This is a genomic window from Actinoplanes sp. NPDC049681, from assembly GCF_044465265.1.
GTDB lineage: Bacteria > Actinomycetota > Actinomycetes > Mycobacteriales > Micromonosporaceae > Actinoplanes.
Genome location: NZ_JBITLP010000006.1, coordinates 451,320 through 466,125, shown reverse-complemented (window position 1 = coordinate 466,125; position 14,806 = coordinate 451,320). Strand labels below are relative to the sequence as shown.

13 protein-coding genes are annotated in these 14,806 nt (G+C 72.5%); 6 read left to right on the top strand and 7 right to left on the bottom strand.

Annotated features, from left to right (window positions below; translation table 11 throughout):
• The first annotated feature begins 49 nt into the window (after window positions 1–49).
• Window positions 50–709: an endonuclease NucS gene (nucS, locus tag ACIBO8_RS24025; RefSeq protein ID WP_396117503.1), complete on the top strand. Its 660-nt coding sequence runs from the start codon at window positions 50–52 to the stop codon at window positions 707–709.
• Here nucS and ACIBO8_RS24020 read toward each other — a convergent pair.
• Genes ACIBO8_RS24020 through ACIBO8_RS24010 form a run of 3 tightly spaced genes read right to left on the bottom strand, consistent with a single transcriptional unit; the run spans window position 706 to window position 4,391 of the window.
• Entirely contained in the window at window positions 706–2,205 is a 1,500-nt protein-coding gene (locus ACIBO8_RS24020; RefSeq protein WP_396117502.1) for a DUF6297 family protein, read from the bottom strand. The genes nucS and ACIBO8_RS24020 overlap by 4 nt on opposite strands.
• Entirely contained in the window at window positions 2,202–2,843 is a 642-nt protein-coding gene (locus ACIBO8_RS24015) for an ATP-binding cassette domain-containing protein (RefSeq protein ID WP_396117501.1), read from the bottom strand. The genes ACIBO8_RS24020 and ACIBO8_RS24015 overlap by 4 nt, the downstream gene beginning before the upstream one ends.
• Window positions 2,844–2,897: 54 nt before the next feature.
• Window positions 2,898–4,391: an aldehyde dehydrogenase family protein gene (locus ACIBO8_RS24010; RefSeq protein WP_396117500.1), complete on the bottom strand. Its 1,494-nt coding sequence runs from the start codon at window positions 4,389–4,391 to the stop codon at window positions 2,898–2,900.
• A gap of 101 nt (window positions 4,392–4,492) precedes the next feature.
• On the opposite strand from ACIBO8_RS24010, the gene ACIBO8_RS24005 reads away from it, so the two are divergent.
• The gene (locus ACIBO8_RS24005; protein WP_396117750.1) at window positions 4,493–4,774 is read left to right on the top strand and encodes a hypothetical protein; all 282 of its coding nucleotides are present in this window, start codon (window positions 4,493–4,495) and stop codon (window positions 4,772–4,774) included.
• A gap of 11 nt (window positions 4,775–4,785) precedes the next feature.
• Window positions 4,786–5,583: an alpha/beta hydrolase gene (locus ACIBO8_RS24000; RefSeq protein WP_396117499.1), complete on the top strand. Its 798-nt coding sequence runs from the start codon at window positions 4,786–4,788 to the stop codon at window positions 5,581–5,583.
• On the opposite strand, the gene ACIBO8_RS23995 is transcribed toward ACIBO8_RS24000, so the two are convergent.
• The 4 genes from ACIBO8_RS23995 to ACIBO8_RS23980 form a co-directional block, all read right to left on the bottom strand.
• The gene (locus tag ACIBO8_RS23995) at window positions 5,576–6,694 is read right to left on the bottom strand and encodes a sugar ABC transporter substrate-binding protein (protein ID WP_396117498.1); all 1,119 of its coding nucleotides are present in this window, start codon (window positions 6,692–6,694) and stop codon (window positions 5,576–5,578) included. The two genes, ACIBO8_RS24000 and ACIBO8_RS23995, sit on opposite strands and share 8 nt — an antisense overlap.
• A gap of 96 nt (window positions 6,695–6,790) precedes the next feature.
• Window positions 6,791–8,350: a diguanylate cyclase domain-containing protein gene (locus ACIBO8_RS23990; RefSeq protein WP_396117497.1), complete on the bottom strand. Its 1,560-nt coding sequence runs from the start codon at window positions 8,348–8,350 to the stop codon at window positions 6,791–6,793.
• 99 nt (window positions 8,351–8,449) lie between these two features.
• Window positions 8,450–9,415, bottom strand: coding sequence for a methylmalonyl Co-A mutase-associated GTPase MeaB (gene meaB, locus ACIBO8_RS23985; RefSeq protein WP_396117496.1), 966 nt, complete (start codon window positions 9,413–9,415; stop codon window positions 8,450–8,452).
• 117 nt (window positions 9,416–9,532) lie between these two features.
• On the bottom strand, window positions 9,533–10,717 hold the full coding sequence (locus ACIBO8_RS23980) for an acetyl-CoA C-acetyltransferase (RefSeq protein ID WP_396117495.1): 1,185 nt from the start codon (window positions 10,715–10,717) through the stop codon (window positions 9,533–9,535).
• A 180-nt stretch (window positions 10,718–10,897) separates the two neighbouring features.
• On the opposite strand from ACIBO8_RS23980, the gene mce reads away from it, so the two are divergent.
• The 3 genes from mce to ACIBO8_RS23965 all read left to right on the top strand — a co-directional run bounded on the left by mce (window position 10,898) and on the right by ACIBO8_RS23965 (window position 14,756).
• On the top strand, window positions 10,898–11,332 hold the full coding sequence (mce, locus tag ACIBO8_RS23975) for a methylmalonyl-CoA epimerase (RefSeq protein ID WP_396117494.1): 435 nt from the start codon (window positions 10,898–10,900) through the stop codon (window positions 11,330–11,332).
• A gap of 280 nt (window positions 11,333–11,612) precedes the next feature.
• Window positions 11,613–12,920, top strand: coding sequence for a DivIVA domain-containing protein (locus ACIBO8_RS23970; RefSeq protein ID WP_396117493.1), 1,308 nt, complete (start codon window positions 11,613–11,615; stop codon window positions 12,918–12,920).
• 225 nt (window positions 12,921–13,145) lie between these two features.
• Window positions 13,146–14,756, top strand: a complete 1,611-nt coding sequence (locus tag ACIBO8_RS23965; protein ID WP_396117749.1) for a Laminin subunit beta-1 — start codon at window positions 13,146–13,148, stop codon at window positions 14,754–14,756.
• Window positions 14,757–14,806 lie beyond the last annotated feature (50 nt).

The window sequence follows — 14,806 nt, the reverse complement described above, 5'->3', positions numbered from 1 at the left end:
TGGCACCGCCGCGCTCGCCCCGCCCGGAGGCGGAGGCTACCCTCGTGCGGTGCGTCTGGTCATCGCGAAGTGCTCCGTGGACTATGTCGGCCGCCTCTCCGCCCACCTGCCCCCGGCGGTACGCCTGCTGATGGTCAAGGCCGACGGGTCGGTGTCGATCCACGCCGACGACCGCGCCTACAAGCCGCTCAACTGGATGAGCCCGCCGTGCAAGCTCCAGGAGGCACCGGGCGTCTGGAAGGTCGTCAACAAGGCCGGCGAAGAGCTGCGGATCACCCTCGAGGAGATCTTCCAGGACACCTCGTACGACCTGGGCGTCGACCCGGGCCTGGTCAAGGACGGCGTCGAGGCGCACCTCCAGGAGCTCCTGGCCGCCCACCCGGAGACCTTCGGCGAGGGCTGGTGCCTCGTCCGCCGTGAGTACATGACGGCCATCGGCCCGGTCGACCTGCTCTGCCGCGACGCCGACGGCGGCGCGGTGGCGGTCGAGATCAAGCGCCGCGGCGAGATCGACGGGGTGGAGCAGCTCACCCGCTATCTGGAGCTGATGAACCGCGACCCGCTGCTGGCGCCGGTGCGGGGCGTGTTCGCGGCGCAGGAGATCAAGCCGCAGGCCCGGGTGCTGGCGACCGACCGCGGCATCCGCTGCGTGGTCGTCGACTACGACAAGCTTCGCGGCATGGACCGCAACGAGCTGACGCTGTTCTAGCCGGCGGACAACTCGACGCGGTCGGTGTCCGTCGTGCCGCTGAGGTAGGCGCGCGCGCCGAACGCCGCGACGCCGGCCTGGACGGCGACGCCCGTCCAGCTCAACGGGTCGCCCTGGGCGATCTGGACCACGGTCGGCAGCCCCAGCAGCAGGACGTCGAAGCCGGCGAACGCCGCGATCAGCGGTCCGGTGGAGACCGAACCCATCGGCGTGTCCAGCGGCAGCAGCGAGTTGTCCACGAAGCCGGTGCGCGCCTTGCGGACCGCCGCCACCGCCCCGACCGGGCCCAGGCCGAGGCCGAGCGCCCACCACGGGCCCGCGGGCAGGTCGCCGAGGACGCGCAGCAGGGTCAGCGCGGCGGCGTACCAGAGGGCGGCCACCACACCCGGCACCCAGAGGCGTTGCAGGATCGCCTTGCGGGAGTCGAGGCCCAGCATCCGCAGCATCCACGGGTTGCCCGCGTCGGTACGCAGGCTCGCCGTCGTCACGCCGCCCGCGAACAGGCCGCCGGCCAGCACCGCCACGGCCAGGACCCAGCCCGGAGCGTGCCCCAGCAGGGCGGGCAGGGTGGTGGCGCCGGCGAGCCACAGCAGGCGCCGTGGGCGTCGGCGGAGCATGAGCAGGTCCTGGGCGGTCAGGACGGGCAGGCGCGCCGGCAGGGGGCGGGACCGGAGTTTGCGACGGGCCCAGTAGCGCCGCTCCACCATCTCGGTCACGAAGGACGGTTCCACTCCGAAGGCCGAGTCGGCGAGGGTTCCGGCGGTCTTGGACGCCTCGAGGATGCGCTCGTGGGGTGTCCACTCCAGCCGGCGTACGGCCACCAGCCAGAAGGCCGCCGTGAGCCCGGTCAGCACGGCTACGCCGCCGGTGACGACGGGGCGCGAGGGCCAACCGGCCGACACGGAGACCACGGCTCCGGCGGAGTCCGCGACGAGGGCGGCCAGGCCGGCGGCCAGCAGCAGGTACGCCACGTCGTCCGAGCGCGCCGACCACCAGCGCTCCGTCTGCGCGCCGAGCGCGACGAGGAGGAGGACACCGCCGACCAGGGCGCCGAGCGCGGGCAGGAACGCCGTCCCGTCGGGCAGCGGGCGGGCGACCGAGTGGCCCAGGATCGCGAACCCGCCGAGGGCGCCCGCCGCGGCCGCACCGACCGTCGCCCACCCCAGCGAGGGCAGCAGCAGGCGGCGGCGGCTGACCGGCGCGGTGAGCAGCCAGGACGTGGCCGGGCGGCTGAGGCTCAGCGGGCCCAGGCGGCGCAGGACGAGGTAGAGGCCGCCGGTGAGCGCCAGCGCCAGCCCGGTGCCGGCCAGGGCCGAGGCGTGCGGCGAGCCGGGCCAGAAGACCGCCGCCAGCTGCTTGTGGACCATGCCGCCGACGATCACGACGAAGAGCACGGCGAAGTAGAAGTTGCCGAGCGTCTCGCCGCGTTCCTTGTGCGCCGACTGCGTGCGGCGTACCCAGCGGCGGACGCCGGCCACGCTGACCGCGGTCGTCATGGGGCGACCAGGTCGGCCATGCCGGTCACGAGCGTTCCGGCCGCCGCCGCGAAGGCGTCGTCGTGGCTGGCCATCAGGATGGTGCCGCCGTCCTCCCGGTACGCGGCGAGCAGCGCCGCCACCGCCGTGCGGGCCTCCGGATCGAGGCGCTGTTCGGGCTCGTCGAGGATCATCAGCCGGCTCGGCCGCAGCAGGGCCAGGGCCAGGGTGAGCCGCTGCTTCTGTCCCGACGACAGCGACGGCGGGATGGCGTCCGCGTGCGAGGCGATGCCGAACCGGTCGAGTGCCTCGTCGATGCCGGCCGCAGCGGGATCGAGGCCGTGCGCGCGGCACACCAGCTCGGCGTGCTCGCGCGCGGTCAGGCCCGGGTACCAGGTCGGCGGCTCCACCGTGGTCACGACGGCGCGCCAGAACTCCGGAGTGGCGCCCGGGCGGCCGCCGAAGATCTCGATCTCGCCGGCGTCGGGCCGTTGCAGGCCGGCGACGCAGCGCAGCAGGGTGGACTTACCGATGCCGTTCTCGCCGGTGATGCAGACGCCGGCGCCGACCGGCACGGTCAGCTCGACGTCCACCAGCACCGGCGCCGAGCCGTAGCTCACCGAGAGGCCGCGGACCTCGATGGCGGGTTGATCCACCACATGAAGGTAGCAATGTTCATCATCCGGTCAGGGGTGGGCGGGTGGGAAGTGCCGTCATGGGCGGCGGCCGTACAGGAGCTTCAAGGCCTTGACGATGCGCTGGACCTGGGCGGGGGTGCGCTCGAAGGTCATGGCGGGCAGCAGCGAGGGCGCCCGGCGTACCGTGATCGCCTTGGGGATGCCGAACTCCCGTAGCCCTTCCTCGCCGTGGATCCGGCCGAAGCCGGAGTCGCCGACGCCGCCGAACGGCAGGGTGGCCATGCCGACGAAGCTCAGCGTCGAGTTGACGGCCACCATGCCGGTGCGGAGCCGGCGGGCGATCCGGACGGCGTTGGCCTTGCCGAAGACGGCACCGCCCAGCCCGTACGGGAGCGCGTTGGCCTTCTCCACCGCCTCGTTCGCGTCCGCGACCTTGGTGATCGTCAGCGTCGGCCCGAACGTCTCCTCACGGATCGCGGCGGAATCCTCCGGCACGTCGACAAGCACGGTCGGCGCCACGTGCGGCGGCTGCACCGCGTCCGCCCCGCCGAGCACCGCCTTGCCGCCGCTCGCCAGCGCGTCGTCGATGTGCCGGCGGACCACGTCCAGCTGGCCGGGCATGGTCATCGGCCCGATGTCCTCGCCGATCTTCAGCTTGCCGGCCTTGGCCACCACCGCCTCGACGAAGGCGTCGTAGACGGGTGCCACGGCGTACACCCGCTCGATGCCGATGCAGGTCTGCCCGGCGTTGGTCATGGCCCCCCAGACGGCGGCCTCGGCCGCCGCGGTGACGTCCGCGTCCGCGTCGACGATCAGCGCGTCCTTGCCGCCGGCCTCGATGAGCACCGGCGTGAGCGTCTCCGCGCACGCGGCCATGACCTTCTTGGCGGTGGCCGTCGAGCCGGTGAAGGCGAGCTTGCCGATGCCGGAGCGGCAGAGCAGGGCGCCGACGTCGCCGAGGCCGTGCACGGCCTGCAGGACCGGCTGCTCCGGTACGACCTCCGCGAAGGTGTCGACGAGCCACTGGCCCACGGCGGGCGTGTACTCGCTGGGCTTGAGCACGACGGCGTTGCCCGCGGCGAGCGCGCCGGAGATCGGGCCCAGCGGGGTGAGGATGGGGTAGTTCCAGGGACCGATGACGCCGATGACGCCGAACGGCTGGTATTCGAGGTGACCGGCGTGCTCGGCCACCAGCAGGCGCGACTTGACCCTGCGCGGTCCGAGGACGCGCTTGGCGTTGCGGGCCGCCCAGTCGGTGTGCTCGATCGCGGCGCTCGCCTCGACGATCGCGTCGGCGACCGGCTTGCCGGTCTCGGTGTGGGTGAGCGCGGCCAGCTCCTCGATCCGCTCGGCGAGCAGCGCCCGCCACCGCAGCATGCGGGTCTTGCGCTCGTCGAAGCCGAGACCGGCCCACCAGGCTCCGGCGGTCCGGGCCCGCTCGACCGCGGCGCTCACCGCGGCAGCGTCGGCGACCGGCACGCGGCCGGCCTCCGCCCCGGTCGCAGGGCTGGTCGAGATGAGGACGCCGTCCTCGACCACGGGCATTCCGGGGGTACGCGTAGCCGTCATGAACGCGAGTTTAGGTCGTGTTCGGTGTGGAATGGCTCACACGTAGGCTGGATATTGTGAGTCCCCGCCGAAACCGTCCGCGCCGCGAGGCGCCGTCCGTCATGCCGGACGAGCGGGTGCGGCGAGGCGTCGAGGGGGTCCAGCAGTACCAGGACGGCGAGTGGATGGTGCGCTCGATCTTCGGCGGGGCGGCCGTCAAGACGTACCGGTGTCCGGGCTGCGTGCAGGACATCCGGCCCGGCGTCGCGCACGTCGTGGCCTGGCCGGCCGACGAACGCGGCGACGCATCCGACCGTCGGCACTGGCACACCGGCTGCTGGCGCGCCCGTGACCGGCGCGGCCCATCGGTGGAGCGCTCGCGCAACGCCCCGCGCTATGGGTAAGGATCAAGGACGTGCCTAACCAAATCCGAGCGAACTCCGTCCTGCCTGCCACGCGCGAGGACATCGAACTCCACACCGCGGACGGGCTGACCCTCGTCGGAGAGCTGGCCCGGCCGCTCGACCGTGACCCGGTCGCGACGCTCGTCTGCCTGCACCCGCTGCCCACCCACGGCGGGATGATGGACAGCCACGTCTTCCGCAAGGCGGCCTGGCGGCTGCCCGCGCTGGCCGGCATCGCGGTGCTGCGCTTCAACACCCGCGGCACGTCGAGCGTCCGCGGCACCAGCGAGGGCACCTTCTCGTCCGCGGTCGACGAGAAGTACGACGTGGCCGCCGCGATCGAGTACGCGGAGTTCGCCGACCTGCCGAACGTCTGGCTGCTCGGCTGGTCCTTCGGCACCGACCTGACCCTCATGCACGGCCTGGACCCGGTCGTCGCCGGCGCGATCCTGCTGTCGCCGCCGCTGCGCTTCTCCGGGCCGGAACACCTGGCGGCCTGGGCGGCGTCCGGCAAGCCGGTGACCGCGCTGGTCCCGGAGTTCGACGACTACCTGCGGCCGGACGCGGCGCTCGAGCGCTTCCGGGCGATTCCGCAGGCCGAGGTGGTCGGCGTGCCCGGCGCCAAGCACCTGTGGGTGGGCGACGCCGAGCGGGTCCTCGACGAGATCGTGCGCCGGGTGGCGCCGGACGTGCCGGTGCCGCTGCCGCGCGAGTGGGACGGGCCGATGGAGTCCGGCGACATGAACGCGTACGCGGACCGTACGGTGGCCGCCTTCGCCGACGTTCCCGTCCCGAAGCCGCTTACTTGATGCCGTTCTGCACGCAGAGCGGCGCGAAGCGGCCCGCGCAGACGGCCTTCTTCTCGACGAAGCCGTCCGCGATGACCGAGCTCACGTCCTTCTTGAGGATCAGCTTCGGCTGCAGCAGCACGGCCGGGACGTAGGAGCCCGACTCCGGGTCCTTCACCCGGTCGTCCTTGCCGAGCTGCGGCTTCTCGCCCTTGAACAGCTTGATGGCGAGCCCGGCGGCGGCGTCCGCCTCCAGCTTGATCTGCTTGTAGACGGTCATGCACTGATCGCCGGCGAGGATGTTCTGCAGGCCCTGCACAGTGGCGTCCTGGCCGGTGACCGGCACCTTGCCGTTCATCTTGTCGTGCTTGAGCACGGAGATCGCCGCGTTGGCCAGCCCGTCGTTCGCCGCCAGCACGCCGTTGATCCTCTTGTCGGTCTGCGCCCACATCTCCCGGAACACCACGACCGCCTCGTCGTTGTTCCAGTCCGCGATCGACTGGTCGGGGCCCTTGAGGAACTCGCCCGCGTCGTACTTGGGCTGCAGGACCGACTCGTAGCCCGCCTTGAACAGGGTGGCGTTGTTGTCGGTCGGAGAGCCGTTGAGGTCCGCGATCAGCGGCGTCGGGTAGTTCTTCTCCTTGAGGCACTGCACCAGGCCGTTGCCCTGCAGCTTGCCGACCGCCTCGTTGTCGAAGCTGACGTAGTAGTCCGCGCCGCCGTTGAGGGTCAGCCGGTCGTAGTCGATGGTCTTGACCCCGACCGCGCGTGCCTTGTCGAGGACGACCTTGCCGGTGGCGGAGTCGAGGTTCACGGTCATGAGAACCCGGACGCCACCCGCGATCATGCTGTCGGCGATGCGCTGGAACTGGGCCTTGTCACCCTGGGCGTTCTGGATGTCGACCGGCACCTCGGCCGCGTCGAAGGCCGCCTTCAGCAGCTTCGGGTCGTCGGTGCCCCACCGCTGCGACGAGGCGGTGTCGGGAAGGATGACGCCCACCTTGCCGGTGCCCGCGGCGTGGACGCCGCCGGCGGGCGTGCTGCCGGCGTCACCGTGGTCGTCGGTGCAGGCGGACATGCCGGAGAGGGCTACCAGGCCGACCGCGGCAAGGGCCAACAACTTCGTGCGCATTGCGTGTTCCTCCAGGCCAGAGGGCGGCAAGGCTACCAGGGGCGATCGTGGCGCCACCCTGGCAAACAGGCGGCGCCACGGCCAGCATCGGGATGGCTACACAAGGTCACTGTCGATCAGGGGCCGGTGGCGGTTCTTGGCCGCGTACATCGCCATGTCGGCCTCGTGCAGGAGGCTGTCCGGGTTGTGCACCCCGTGCCTTCCGGTGGCCATGCCGATACTCGCGCGCACCGGCACCTCCGTGCCGCCGAGGAGGACCGAGCCGCTCAGCGCCCGCGCCAGGCCGTCCGCCACCTCGGCCCGCCGATCGGCGGACACCCCGTCCACCAGGACGGCGAATTCGTCGCCGCCGAGCCGCGCAACGGTGTCGCCGTCCCGTACGCAGCCCCGCAGCCGCCGCCCGACCTCGATGAGCAGCCGGTCACCGGTGGCGTGGCCGTACCTGTCGTTGACCGGCTTGAAGTCGTCGAGGTCGATGAGGAAGACCGTGACCGGGCCGGCGGCGAGGGCGTCCTCCAGCCGCTGCATGAACATGCCCCGGTTCGCGAGCTTGGTGAGCCCGTCGTGGAACGCGAGCTCGGTGAGCTGCGTGGTCAGCTCGTCGCGCTCGCGCAGCAGCTCGGCGATGTGCCGGAAGGCGGCCACCTGGCGGCCGATCACCAGCACCGTCGTGGTCAGGGCGCCGATCGCGATGACCCAGCCCCGGCCGGAGAGCCCGTCGACCGCGAGGACCACGATGGCCAGGCCCCACACCGCGACCAGAGCCCCGTACGGGAGCAGGCTGTACGGCCGCTTAGCCTCGCGTCGCCCGGATGCCGAGGCGGCCCGGACGTCGCGCTCCTGCACCCGGGCACCGACCGCGATGAGCACGCTGGTGAGCACATTCGCCGCGAACAGCCAGGACCTCGTGGGCTGCTCGACGTACAGGGGGACCGGCACCGCCTGGAGCACCGCCTGCAGCACGGCCGCCGCCCCGCTGAGGAGGCCGGCCGTACGGGTGAACGGCGAGGAACCGCTGAGGATGACCTTGAGGACCGCGAAGATCACCACCAGGAACAGCCCGGGCTGGACCAGCAGGCTGACCATCGCGTTTAGCGCCCAGGCGGCGCCGTGCGGGCCGGACGGCAGGTCGGCGATCCAGAGCCCGTACGTCACCGCGGCCGCCATCAGGGTGGCGACGTCGATGCGCATCCGGAGCCGCTCGGCCGCGCCCATGTCGTCCATCGGATGGCGGAGCATGCCGGCGACGACCAGCATCATGCTGACCGCGATCGACGTGACCTGGACGTCCGTGCCGACGCTCGACTCGGGCGCCAGCGGATCCCGCAGGACCGTCCAAAACTGGATGACGTTGCCGAGCACCAGCACGGCCCCGGCGACCGCGAAGAACCGCCAGGTAACGGCGGTGGCCCGGGCGCGCGCCGCGGCGGCCGGGGTGGCCGCCGGACCCGGGCGGCTGAACCGGATGACCCGGCGGCACGACCGGACGAAGCAGGCCTGCACCAGGATCAGCAGCGTCCAGAACGTGAACACCTGGGCGGTGACCGGGAAGCGCCCCGACCCGTAGCCGAGGAACGCGAGGAGAGCGAGGACGACCAGGCCGGCGATGAGCGGATCGGCGCGCCGCGAGGCCCGCGCTGCCTGCCGCCGATTCATCGGTACCCCGCTCCCGAGTTGCTCCCTAACGAGAACCCTCATCGGCGGGCGGTGTGGCGGGTTGAGCGCTTCAGGCCGTCCGCTTGCGTCGCGCGGGTCTCAGAGCCGCTCGCCGAGGTCGGCCAGGAGGGCGTCGGCCGCCGCGTACGGGTCGATCGCGCCCTCGGCCACCTGGGCCGCGAGCTTGCCGAGCGCCGTACCGTCATGGAGGTTGCCCATGCGGGCACGCAGCGTGCCCAGGGCGATCGCCTCGACCTCGACGGCGGCGCGCTTCTCCCGGGCGAGGCGCAGCGTGCCGGACTTCTCGAGCCACTCGCGATGCTTCTCGATCGCGGCGACCACGTCGTCGATGCCCTCGCCCTTGACGGCGGTCGCGCGGACGACCTGGGGGCGCCAGTCGCCGGGCGCGCGCTCGCCCAGGCCGAGCATCCCCTGGATGTCGCGGTAGGTGGCGTCCGCGCCCGGCCGGTCCGCCTTGTTGACCACGAAGACGTCGGCGATCTCCAGGATGCCGGCCTTGACCGCCTGGATCGCGTCGCCCATCCCGGGAGCGAGCAGCACCAGGGTGGTGTCGGCCAGCGAGGCGATCTCCACCTCGGCCTGGCCGACCCCGACCGTCTCCACGAGCACGACGTCGCAGCCGGCGCCCTCGAGCACCCGTACCGCCTGCGGCGTGGCGGCCGAGAGCCCGCCGAGCTGGCCGCGGCTGGACATCGACCGGATGTAGACGCCCGGGTCGGTGGTGTGCTCCTGCATCCGGACCCGGTCGCCGAGGATCGCGCCGCCGGTGAACGGGCTGGACGGGTCGACGGCGAGCACGCCCACCCGGTGGCCGGCCCGGCGCAGGGCGCGGACCAGCTCGTTGGTGGTGGTCGACTTGCCCACGCCGGGCGAGCCGGTGAGGCCGACGACCTGGGCGCGGCCCGCGTACGGCGCGAGGGCGGCGGCGACCTCGGCGAGCTTGGGGTCACCGTTCTCGACCATGCTGATCAGCCGGGCCACCGACCGTGGGTCGCCCTCACGCGCCCGGGCGACCAGGGTCGGCACGTCCCGGCCGCGGCTCATGCTGAGCTGTCCATTCGCATGCTCTCCTGGCCCTCGCCGTCTTGGCCGTCGTCAGCCCGCGCCGAGTGTCGCTCGGTGCAGTCGATCATGCTGAGAGTTCCGTCGGCATGGGTCCCATCATGCCCCGGGGACCTTGATGATCAATGCATCGCCCTGCCCGCCGCCGCCGCAGAGGGCCGCCGCGCCGGTGCCGCCGCCGCGGCGCTTCAGCTCCATCGCCAGGGTCAGCACCAGCCGTGCGCCGGACATCCCGATCGGGTGCCCGAGCGCGATCGCGCCGCCGTTGACGTTGACGATGTCCTCGTTGACCTTGAGCTCGCGCATCGAGTGGATCACGACCTGGGCGAACGCCTCGTTCATCTCGATCAGGTCGAGGTCGCCGACGGACAGGCCGGCCTTGCCGAGCGCGTGCTTGATCGCGTTGGCCGGCTGGGCCTGCAGCGAGTTGTCCGGACCCGCCACGTTGCCGTGCGCGCCGATCTCGGCCAGCCAGGTGAGGCCCAGCTCCTCGGCCTTGGCGCGGCTCATGACCACGACCGCGGCCGCGCCGTCGGAGATGGGGGAGGCGCTGCCGGCGGTGATCGTGCCGTCCTTGGCGAACGCCGGCCGCAGCGCGCCCAGCGACTCCGCGGTGGCGTCGGGGCGTACGCCCTCGTCGGTGTCGATCACCGGGTCGACGTCGCGCAGGCCCGCCTTGACCGGCACGATCTCGTCGGCGAAGCGGCCCTCGCGCTGCGCCGCGGCCGCCCGCTGGTGGCTGAGCGCGGCGAAGGCGTCCTGCTCCGCGCGGGAGATGCCGAGGTTCTCGCCGCTGCGCTCGGTCGACTCGCCCATGGAGATGCCGTCCCACGGGTCCATCAGGCCGTCGTACGCCGTGTGGTCGCGCACCAGGATGTCGCCGTACTTCTTGCCCTGGCGCTGGTTGAGCAGCAGGTGCGGAGCGTTGGTCATCGACTCCATGCCGCCGGCCACCACGATGTCGAACTCGCCGGCGCGGATCAGCTGGTCGGCGAGGGCGATGGCGTCGAGGCCGGAGAGGCACACCTTGTTGATCGTGACCGCCGGGGTGGTCATCGGGATGCCGGCCGCGACGGCGGCCTGGCGTGCGGTGATCTGGCCGGCGCCCGCCTGGAGGACCTGACCCATGATCACGTACTGCACCTGGTCCGGGCGCACCCCGCCGCGCTCGAGGGCCGCGGAGATCGCGTAGCCGCCGAGGGCGGTGGCCGGGACGCTCTTGAGGTTGCCGAGAAGACGGCCCATAGGGGTACGGGCGCCGCTGACGATCACCGAACTGGTCACGGAACTTCGCTTTCGACGGGCTGCACGGGGGCGCAGGCGCGCGGAAAGCGCCCCTCGTGGGACCCGGCCGCAGTGCCTGCCTCAGGCATAGGTGCCTGAACGATGGTTAGGGTTTAGCCTAGCCGGATGAGTGCTTTGGGGCCCAGCGGTAACAACAGCGAGAATGTCACACTCTCCGACATGGACTCGCTCCCAGCCGTCGGTCTCCTGCGGGTCGACCACGTCGGCATCGCCGTCGCCGACCTCGACGAGGCGCTCGCCTTCTACGAGCGCGCCTTCGGGCTTCGCTGCGTGCACCAGGAAACGAACGAGGACCAGGGCGTACGCGAGGCGATGGTGGCCGCCGAGCCGGACGGCACCGGCGCCCGCATCCAGTTGCTCGCCCCGCTGCGCCCGGATTCCGCGATCGCCAAGTTCCTGAACCGCAACGGGCCGGGCTTGCAGCAGCTGGCCTACACCGTCCGGAACCTCGACGAGACCAGCGCCGCGCTGCGCGCGCGGGGGCTCCGCCTTCTTTATGACGAGCCCCGGCGCGGTACGGCCGGAGCGCGCATCAACTTCGTTCACCCGAAGGACGCGGGCGGGGTGCTCGTGGAGCTCGTGGAGCCAGTCTGATTCGTACCCCTTGAGGGTGAAACGTCCTGACGCCGCAGCTGCGGACTGGCAGGATCGTCGGCATCGAGAGGCGCCGCGCGGTGCCCCTATGAGACGATCTTCCGGTCTTGTGCTGCACAGCAGGTAGCGGCGCGGCAACGCTGTGCGGGCGTCTTCCGCACGGCGCCACCCGAACGGCCGACGTACCCCCTCGGCGAGCGGGGCGAAGGTGATCTTAGGCCGGAATACCCGGCCCGTACGGTCTTGCGTAGCCCCCTGGGGGGTCTGCCAGTATGTCGCAATGCCCCAGCAGCAGGATGCCAATCTCGCGTTTTTCGAGACCGCAAATTCGCAGCACGACTTCACCGTCGTCCTGCGTGGATACGACCGCGGGCAGGTGGACGCCCACCTCGGCCGGCTGGTCGCCGCCCTGAACCAGTCCGAGCAGGCCCGCGGCGAGGCCGAGCAGCGGATGAACGACGCGCAGCGCCGCCTCCGGCAGGCGGAGCAGCGCCTGAACGCGCTCGAGCAGAAGCTGGCCGACAGCAACAAGCTGCTCGAGGAGAACAACCGGCCGACGCTCTCCGGGCTGGGCACCCGGGTCGAGCAGATCCTGCGGCTGGCCGAGGAACAGGCGAACGACCACCGCAGCGAGGCCAAGCGGGAGTCCGAGGGCATCCTCTCCGCGGCGCGGCTCGAAGCGCGTGAGATCACGGACAAGGCTCGCGCCGAGGCGGCCGCCATGAAGGCGACCGCGGAGCGCGAGGCGGGGCAGGTCCGGACGCACGCCGAGCGCGAGGCCGCCGAGGCCCGGGTGCAGGCCCGGCGCGAGGCCGACACGCTGCGCTCCGACGCCGACCGCGAGACCAAGCAGCTGCGTACGGTCACCGCCCACGAGGTCGCCGAGCTCAAGTCGACCGTGGAGCGGGAGGTGGCCTCGCTGCGGGCCACCGCCGAGCGGGAGATCACCCAGCTGCGCGCGAAGGCGGCCCGCGAGGCCGAGGAGAAGCGCGCCGAGGCGACCAAGCTGCTGACCGACGCCCGCGACAAGCGCGACAAGGATCTGCAGGCCCTGGCGCTGGAAATAGCAGAACGCCGCGAGAAGGCCGAGCGCGAGGAGTCCGAGCGGCACGCCGCCCAGGTCAGCGCCACCCAGCGGATGGTGGCCGAGGCCGAGGAGCGGGCCCGCGCCGCGGAGGACCGCGCCAAGGAGATCGAGCAGCGCGCCGAGACCCGCCGGGTCGAGTCGGAGCGCAACGCGGTCGAGACGGTCGAGAAGGCCCGCGCCCACGCCGAGAAGACGCTCACCGAGGCCCGCACCGAGTCGCAGCGGCTGCTGAGCGAGGCCCGCCAGGAGGCGGAGCTGACCACGCAGGCGGCCAAGCGCGAGGTCGAGGACCTGACCCGCCAGAAGGACCAGGTCACCAACCAGCTCGGCCAGATGCTCTCCGGCCTCTCCGGCCTGGTGCCCACGGTCGGCGGCCCCGCGGCCAAGGCGGCCGAGACCGTGCAGAAGGCCGAGGCGGCCAAGCCGGACGCACCGGCGCAGCGGACACCGGAGGGTGACGCCGAGGCGGACAAGCCCGGGGTGGCCGCGAAGTCGAGTTGAGTGTTTCGCCACTCGGAACCCCGGTTGCGCCACCCCGACGGGTGGGCCACGGTTAGAGGACCGGGTGGGCTGTGTGCGAGACCTGTGTGCGGGCCGTGCCGGAGTGCTCCGGTGCGGCCCGTTCGCATTAGCGCGTAGCCTCATCCCAGACAAACTGCAACCAGACGTACCAGTCCCGCCGGGCAGGTGTGTATCCACACGCTCCGGGACGATACGTATGTGAGGATGGACAGCATGTCGCACGGCGGGGAAATCTTCGGCCTCGGTGGAGAGACGCCTCCGGAGCCCAGCTTCGAGACCGCCCTGCGGGGTTACGAGAAGAAACAGGTCGAACGGTACGTCGCCCGGGCGGAGACCGAGATCGCCACGCTGATCAGCGAGCGCGACAACGCCCAGCTGCAGAACCAGGCGATGATCGGCCAGATCGACCGGCTTCAGCAGGAGCTGGCCCAGGCCCGCCGCCAGCCCGGCATGGGCGCCGAGGTGTCCTTCCGCCACCTGGGTCCCAAGGTCGAGGAGATCCTCGCGAAGGCCGAGGAGGTCGCCGAGGACATCAAGAGCTCCGCCACCGAGGACATCGCCGCCCGGCTCGCCGAGGCCGAGCGCATCCGCGCCGAGGCCGAGGCCCACGCGCACGACGGCATCCGCGACTTCGAGATCGCCCTCGCCGCCCGTCGCGCCGAGGAGGAGAAGGCCGACGTCGCCCGCCGCGCCGCGGTCGAGAAGTCGCTGGTCGCCACCCGCCAGTCGGCGGAGCAGATGCGCGCCGAGGCCGAGTCCACCCTCACAAGGGCGCGCGCCGAGGCGCAGCAGCTCGCCGAGCGCACCGCGCAGGAGGCCCAGCGGATCCGCTCCGAGGCGGACGGCTACGCGAAGTCCACCCGCGTGCAGGCCGACCAGGAGATCAAGGCGCTGCGCGACAAGGCCCAGCAGGACATCGCGAAGCTGCGCGCCGACACCGACCGTGAGGTGGCGGAGCTGCGGGCGAAGATCGAACGCGAGGTCGGCGAGCGCCGCCAGGAGGTCGTCCAGGAGCTCGGCCAGATGCGTACGGCCGTCGAAAAGCAGTGCTCCGACCTGCGCAGCGAGGCGGACAAGTACGCGGAGGAGGTCCTGCGCCGCTCCGACGAGCAGGCCACCGCGGTCCGCAAGGAGATCGCCGGTCAGCAGGACAAGATCGCGGCGGCCGCCCGCGACCTCGAGGCGGCCCAGGCCAAGGCCGCCGCGGCGGAGAAGAAGGTCGCCGACGCCACCGAGCGTTCGGCGGCGGCCGAGCGTGAGACCGAGCGGGTGCAGCAGCGGCTGGCCGAGGTGAAGCGCGAGCTCGAGACGGAGCTCACGCGGGTCGCCGACGCGAAGCGGGCGGGCGAGGCCGCCGAGCGCCACGCCGCGGACGTACGGCGCCAGGTGCAGAAGGAAGCCAAGCGGGTGGCGGAGCTGGCCGCGGCGGCGGTGCTGGCGGCGGCCGCGTCGCCGGACGACGACGCCGAGGACGAGCCGGCGGCGGCTCCGACTGCTGTTACCGGGACGGCTGCGGCTCCGACGGCGGCAACCGGGACGGCTACGGCTACCGGCACTGCTCCCGCGCCCGCAGGCGCGGCCGGCTCCGGCGGTGGGACGGCTGGGCCGGCTACCGGGGCGGTCGCGGCCGGCCAGGGCGGCTCGGCGCCGGCTACCGGGACGGCTGCGGTCGCCCCTCAGGCGGCGCCGGGGAAGACGCCGGGGCAGCAAGGGGCGGACAAGGCCCAGGGGCCGGGCGGCAGCACCGGGAAGATCACCGCTTCGGCCAAGGTGACGGCCCGGCCCGCCAGCCGCGTGGGCGTCGACGCCGACTGACACCGGCCGCCGCCCGGGTAATCGGTGGGCTGCGGTGAGCGCCGGCTGGG

What these genes read in the sequence shown, in the direction of transcription:
- ACIBO8_RS23990 (WP_396117497.1), bottom strand. Translation starts at nt 8,350, where the DNA reads ATGAATCGGCGGCAGGCAGCGCGGGCCTCGCGGCGCGCCGATCCGCTC.
- ACIBO8_RS24020 (WP_396117502.1), bottom strand. Translation starts at nt 2,205, where the DNA reads ATGACGACCGCGGTCAGCGTGGCCGGCGTCCGCCGCTGGGTACGCCGC.
- ACIBO8_RS23965 (WP_396117749.1), top strand. Translation starts at nt 13,146, where the DNA reads ATGGACAGCATGTCGCACGGCGGGGAAATCTTCGGCCTCGGTGGAGAG.
- ACIBO8_RS24005 (WP_396117750.1), top strand. Translation starts at nt 4,493, where the DNA reads ATGCCGGACGAGCGGGTGCGGCGAGGCGTCGAGGGGGTCCAGCAGTAC.
- ACIBO8_RS23995 (WP_396117498.1), bottom strand. Translation starts at nt 6,694, where the DNA reads ATGCGCACGAAGTTGTTGGCCCTTGCCGCGGTCGGCCTGGTAGCCCTC.
- ACIBO8_RS23970 (WP_396117493.1), top strand. Translation starts at nt 11,613, where the DNA reads ATGCCCCAGCAGCAGGATGCCAATCTCGCGTTTTTCGAGACCGCAAAT.
- ACIBO8_RS24010 (WP_396117500.1), bottom strand. Translation starts at nt 4,391, where the DNA reads ATGACGGCTACGCGTACCCCCGGAATGCCCGTGGTCGAGGACGGCGTC.
- meaB (WP_396117496.1), bottom strand. Translation starts at nt 9,415, where the DNA reads ATGAGCCGCGGCCGGGACGTGCCGACCCTGGTCGCCCGGGCGCGTGAG.
- mce (WP_396117494.1), top strand. Translation starts at nt 10,898, where the DNA reads ATGGACTCGCTCCCAGCCGTCGGTCTCCTGCGGGTCGACCACGTCGGC.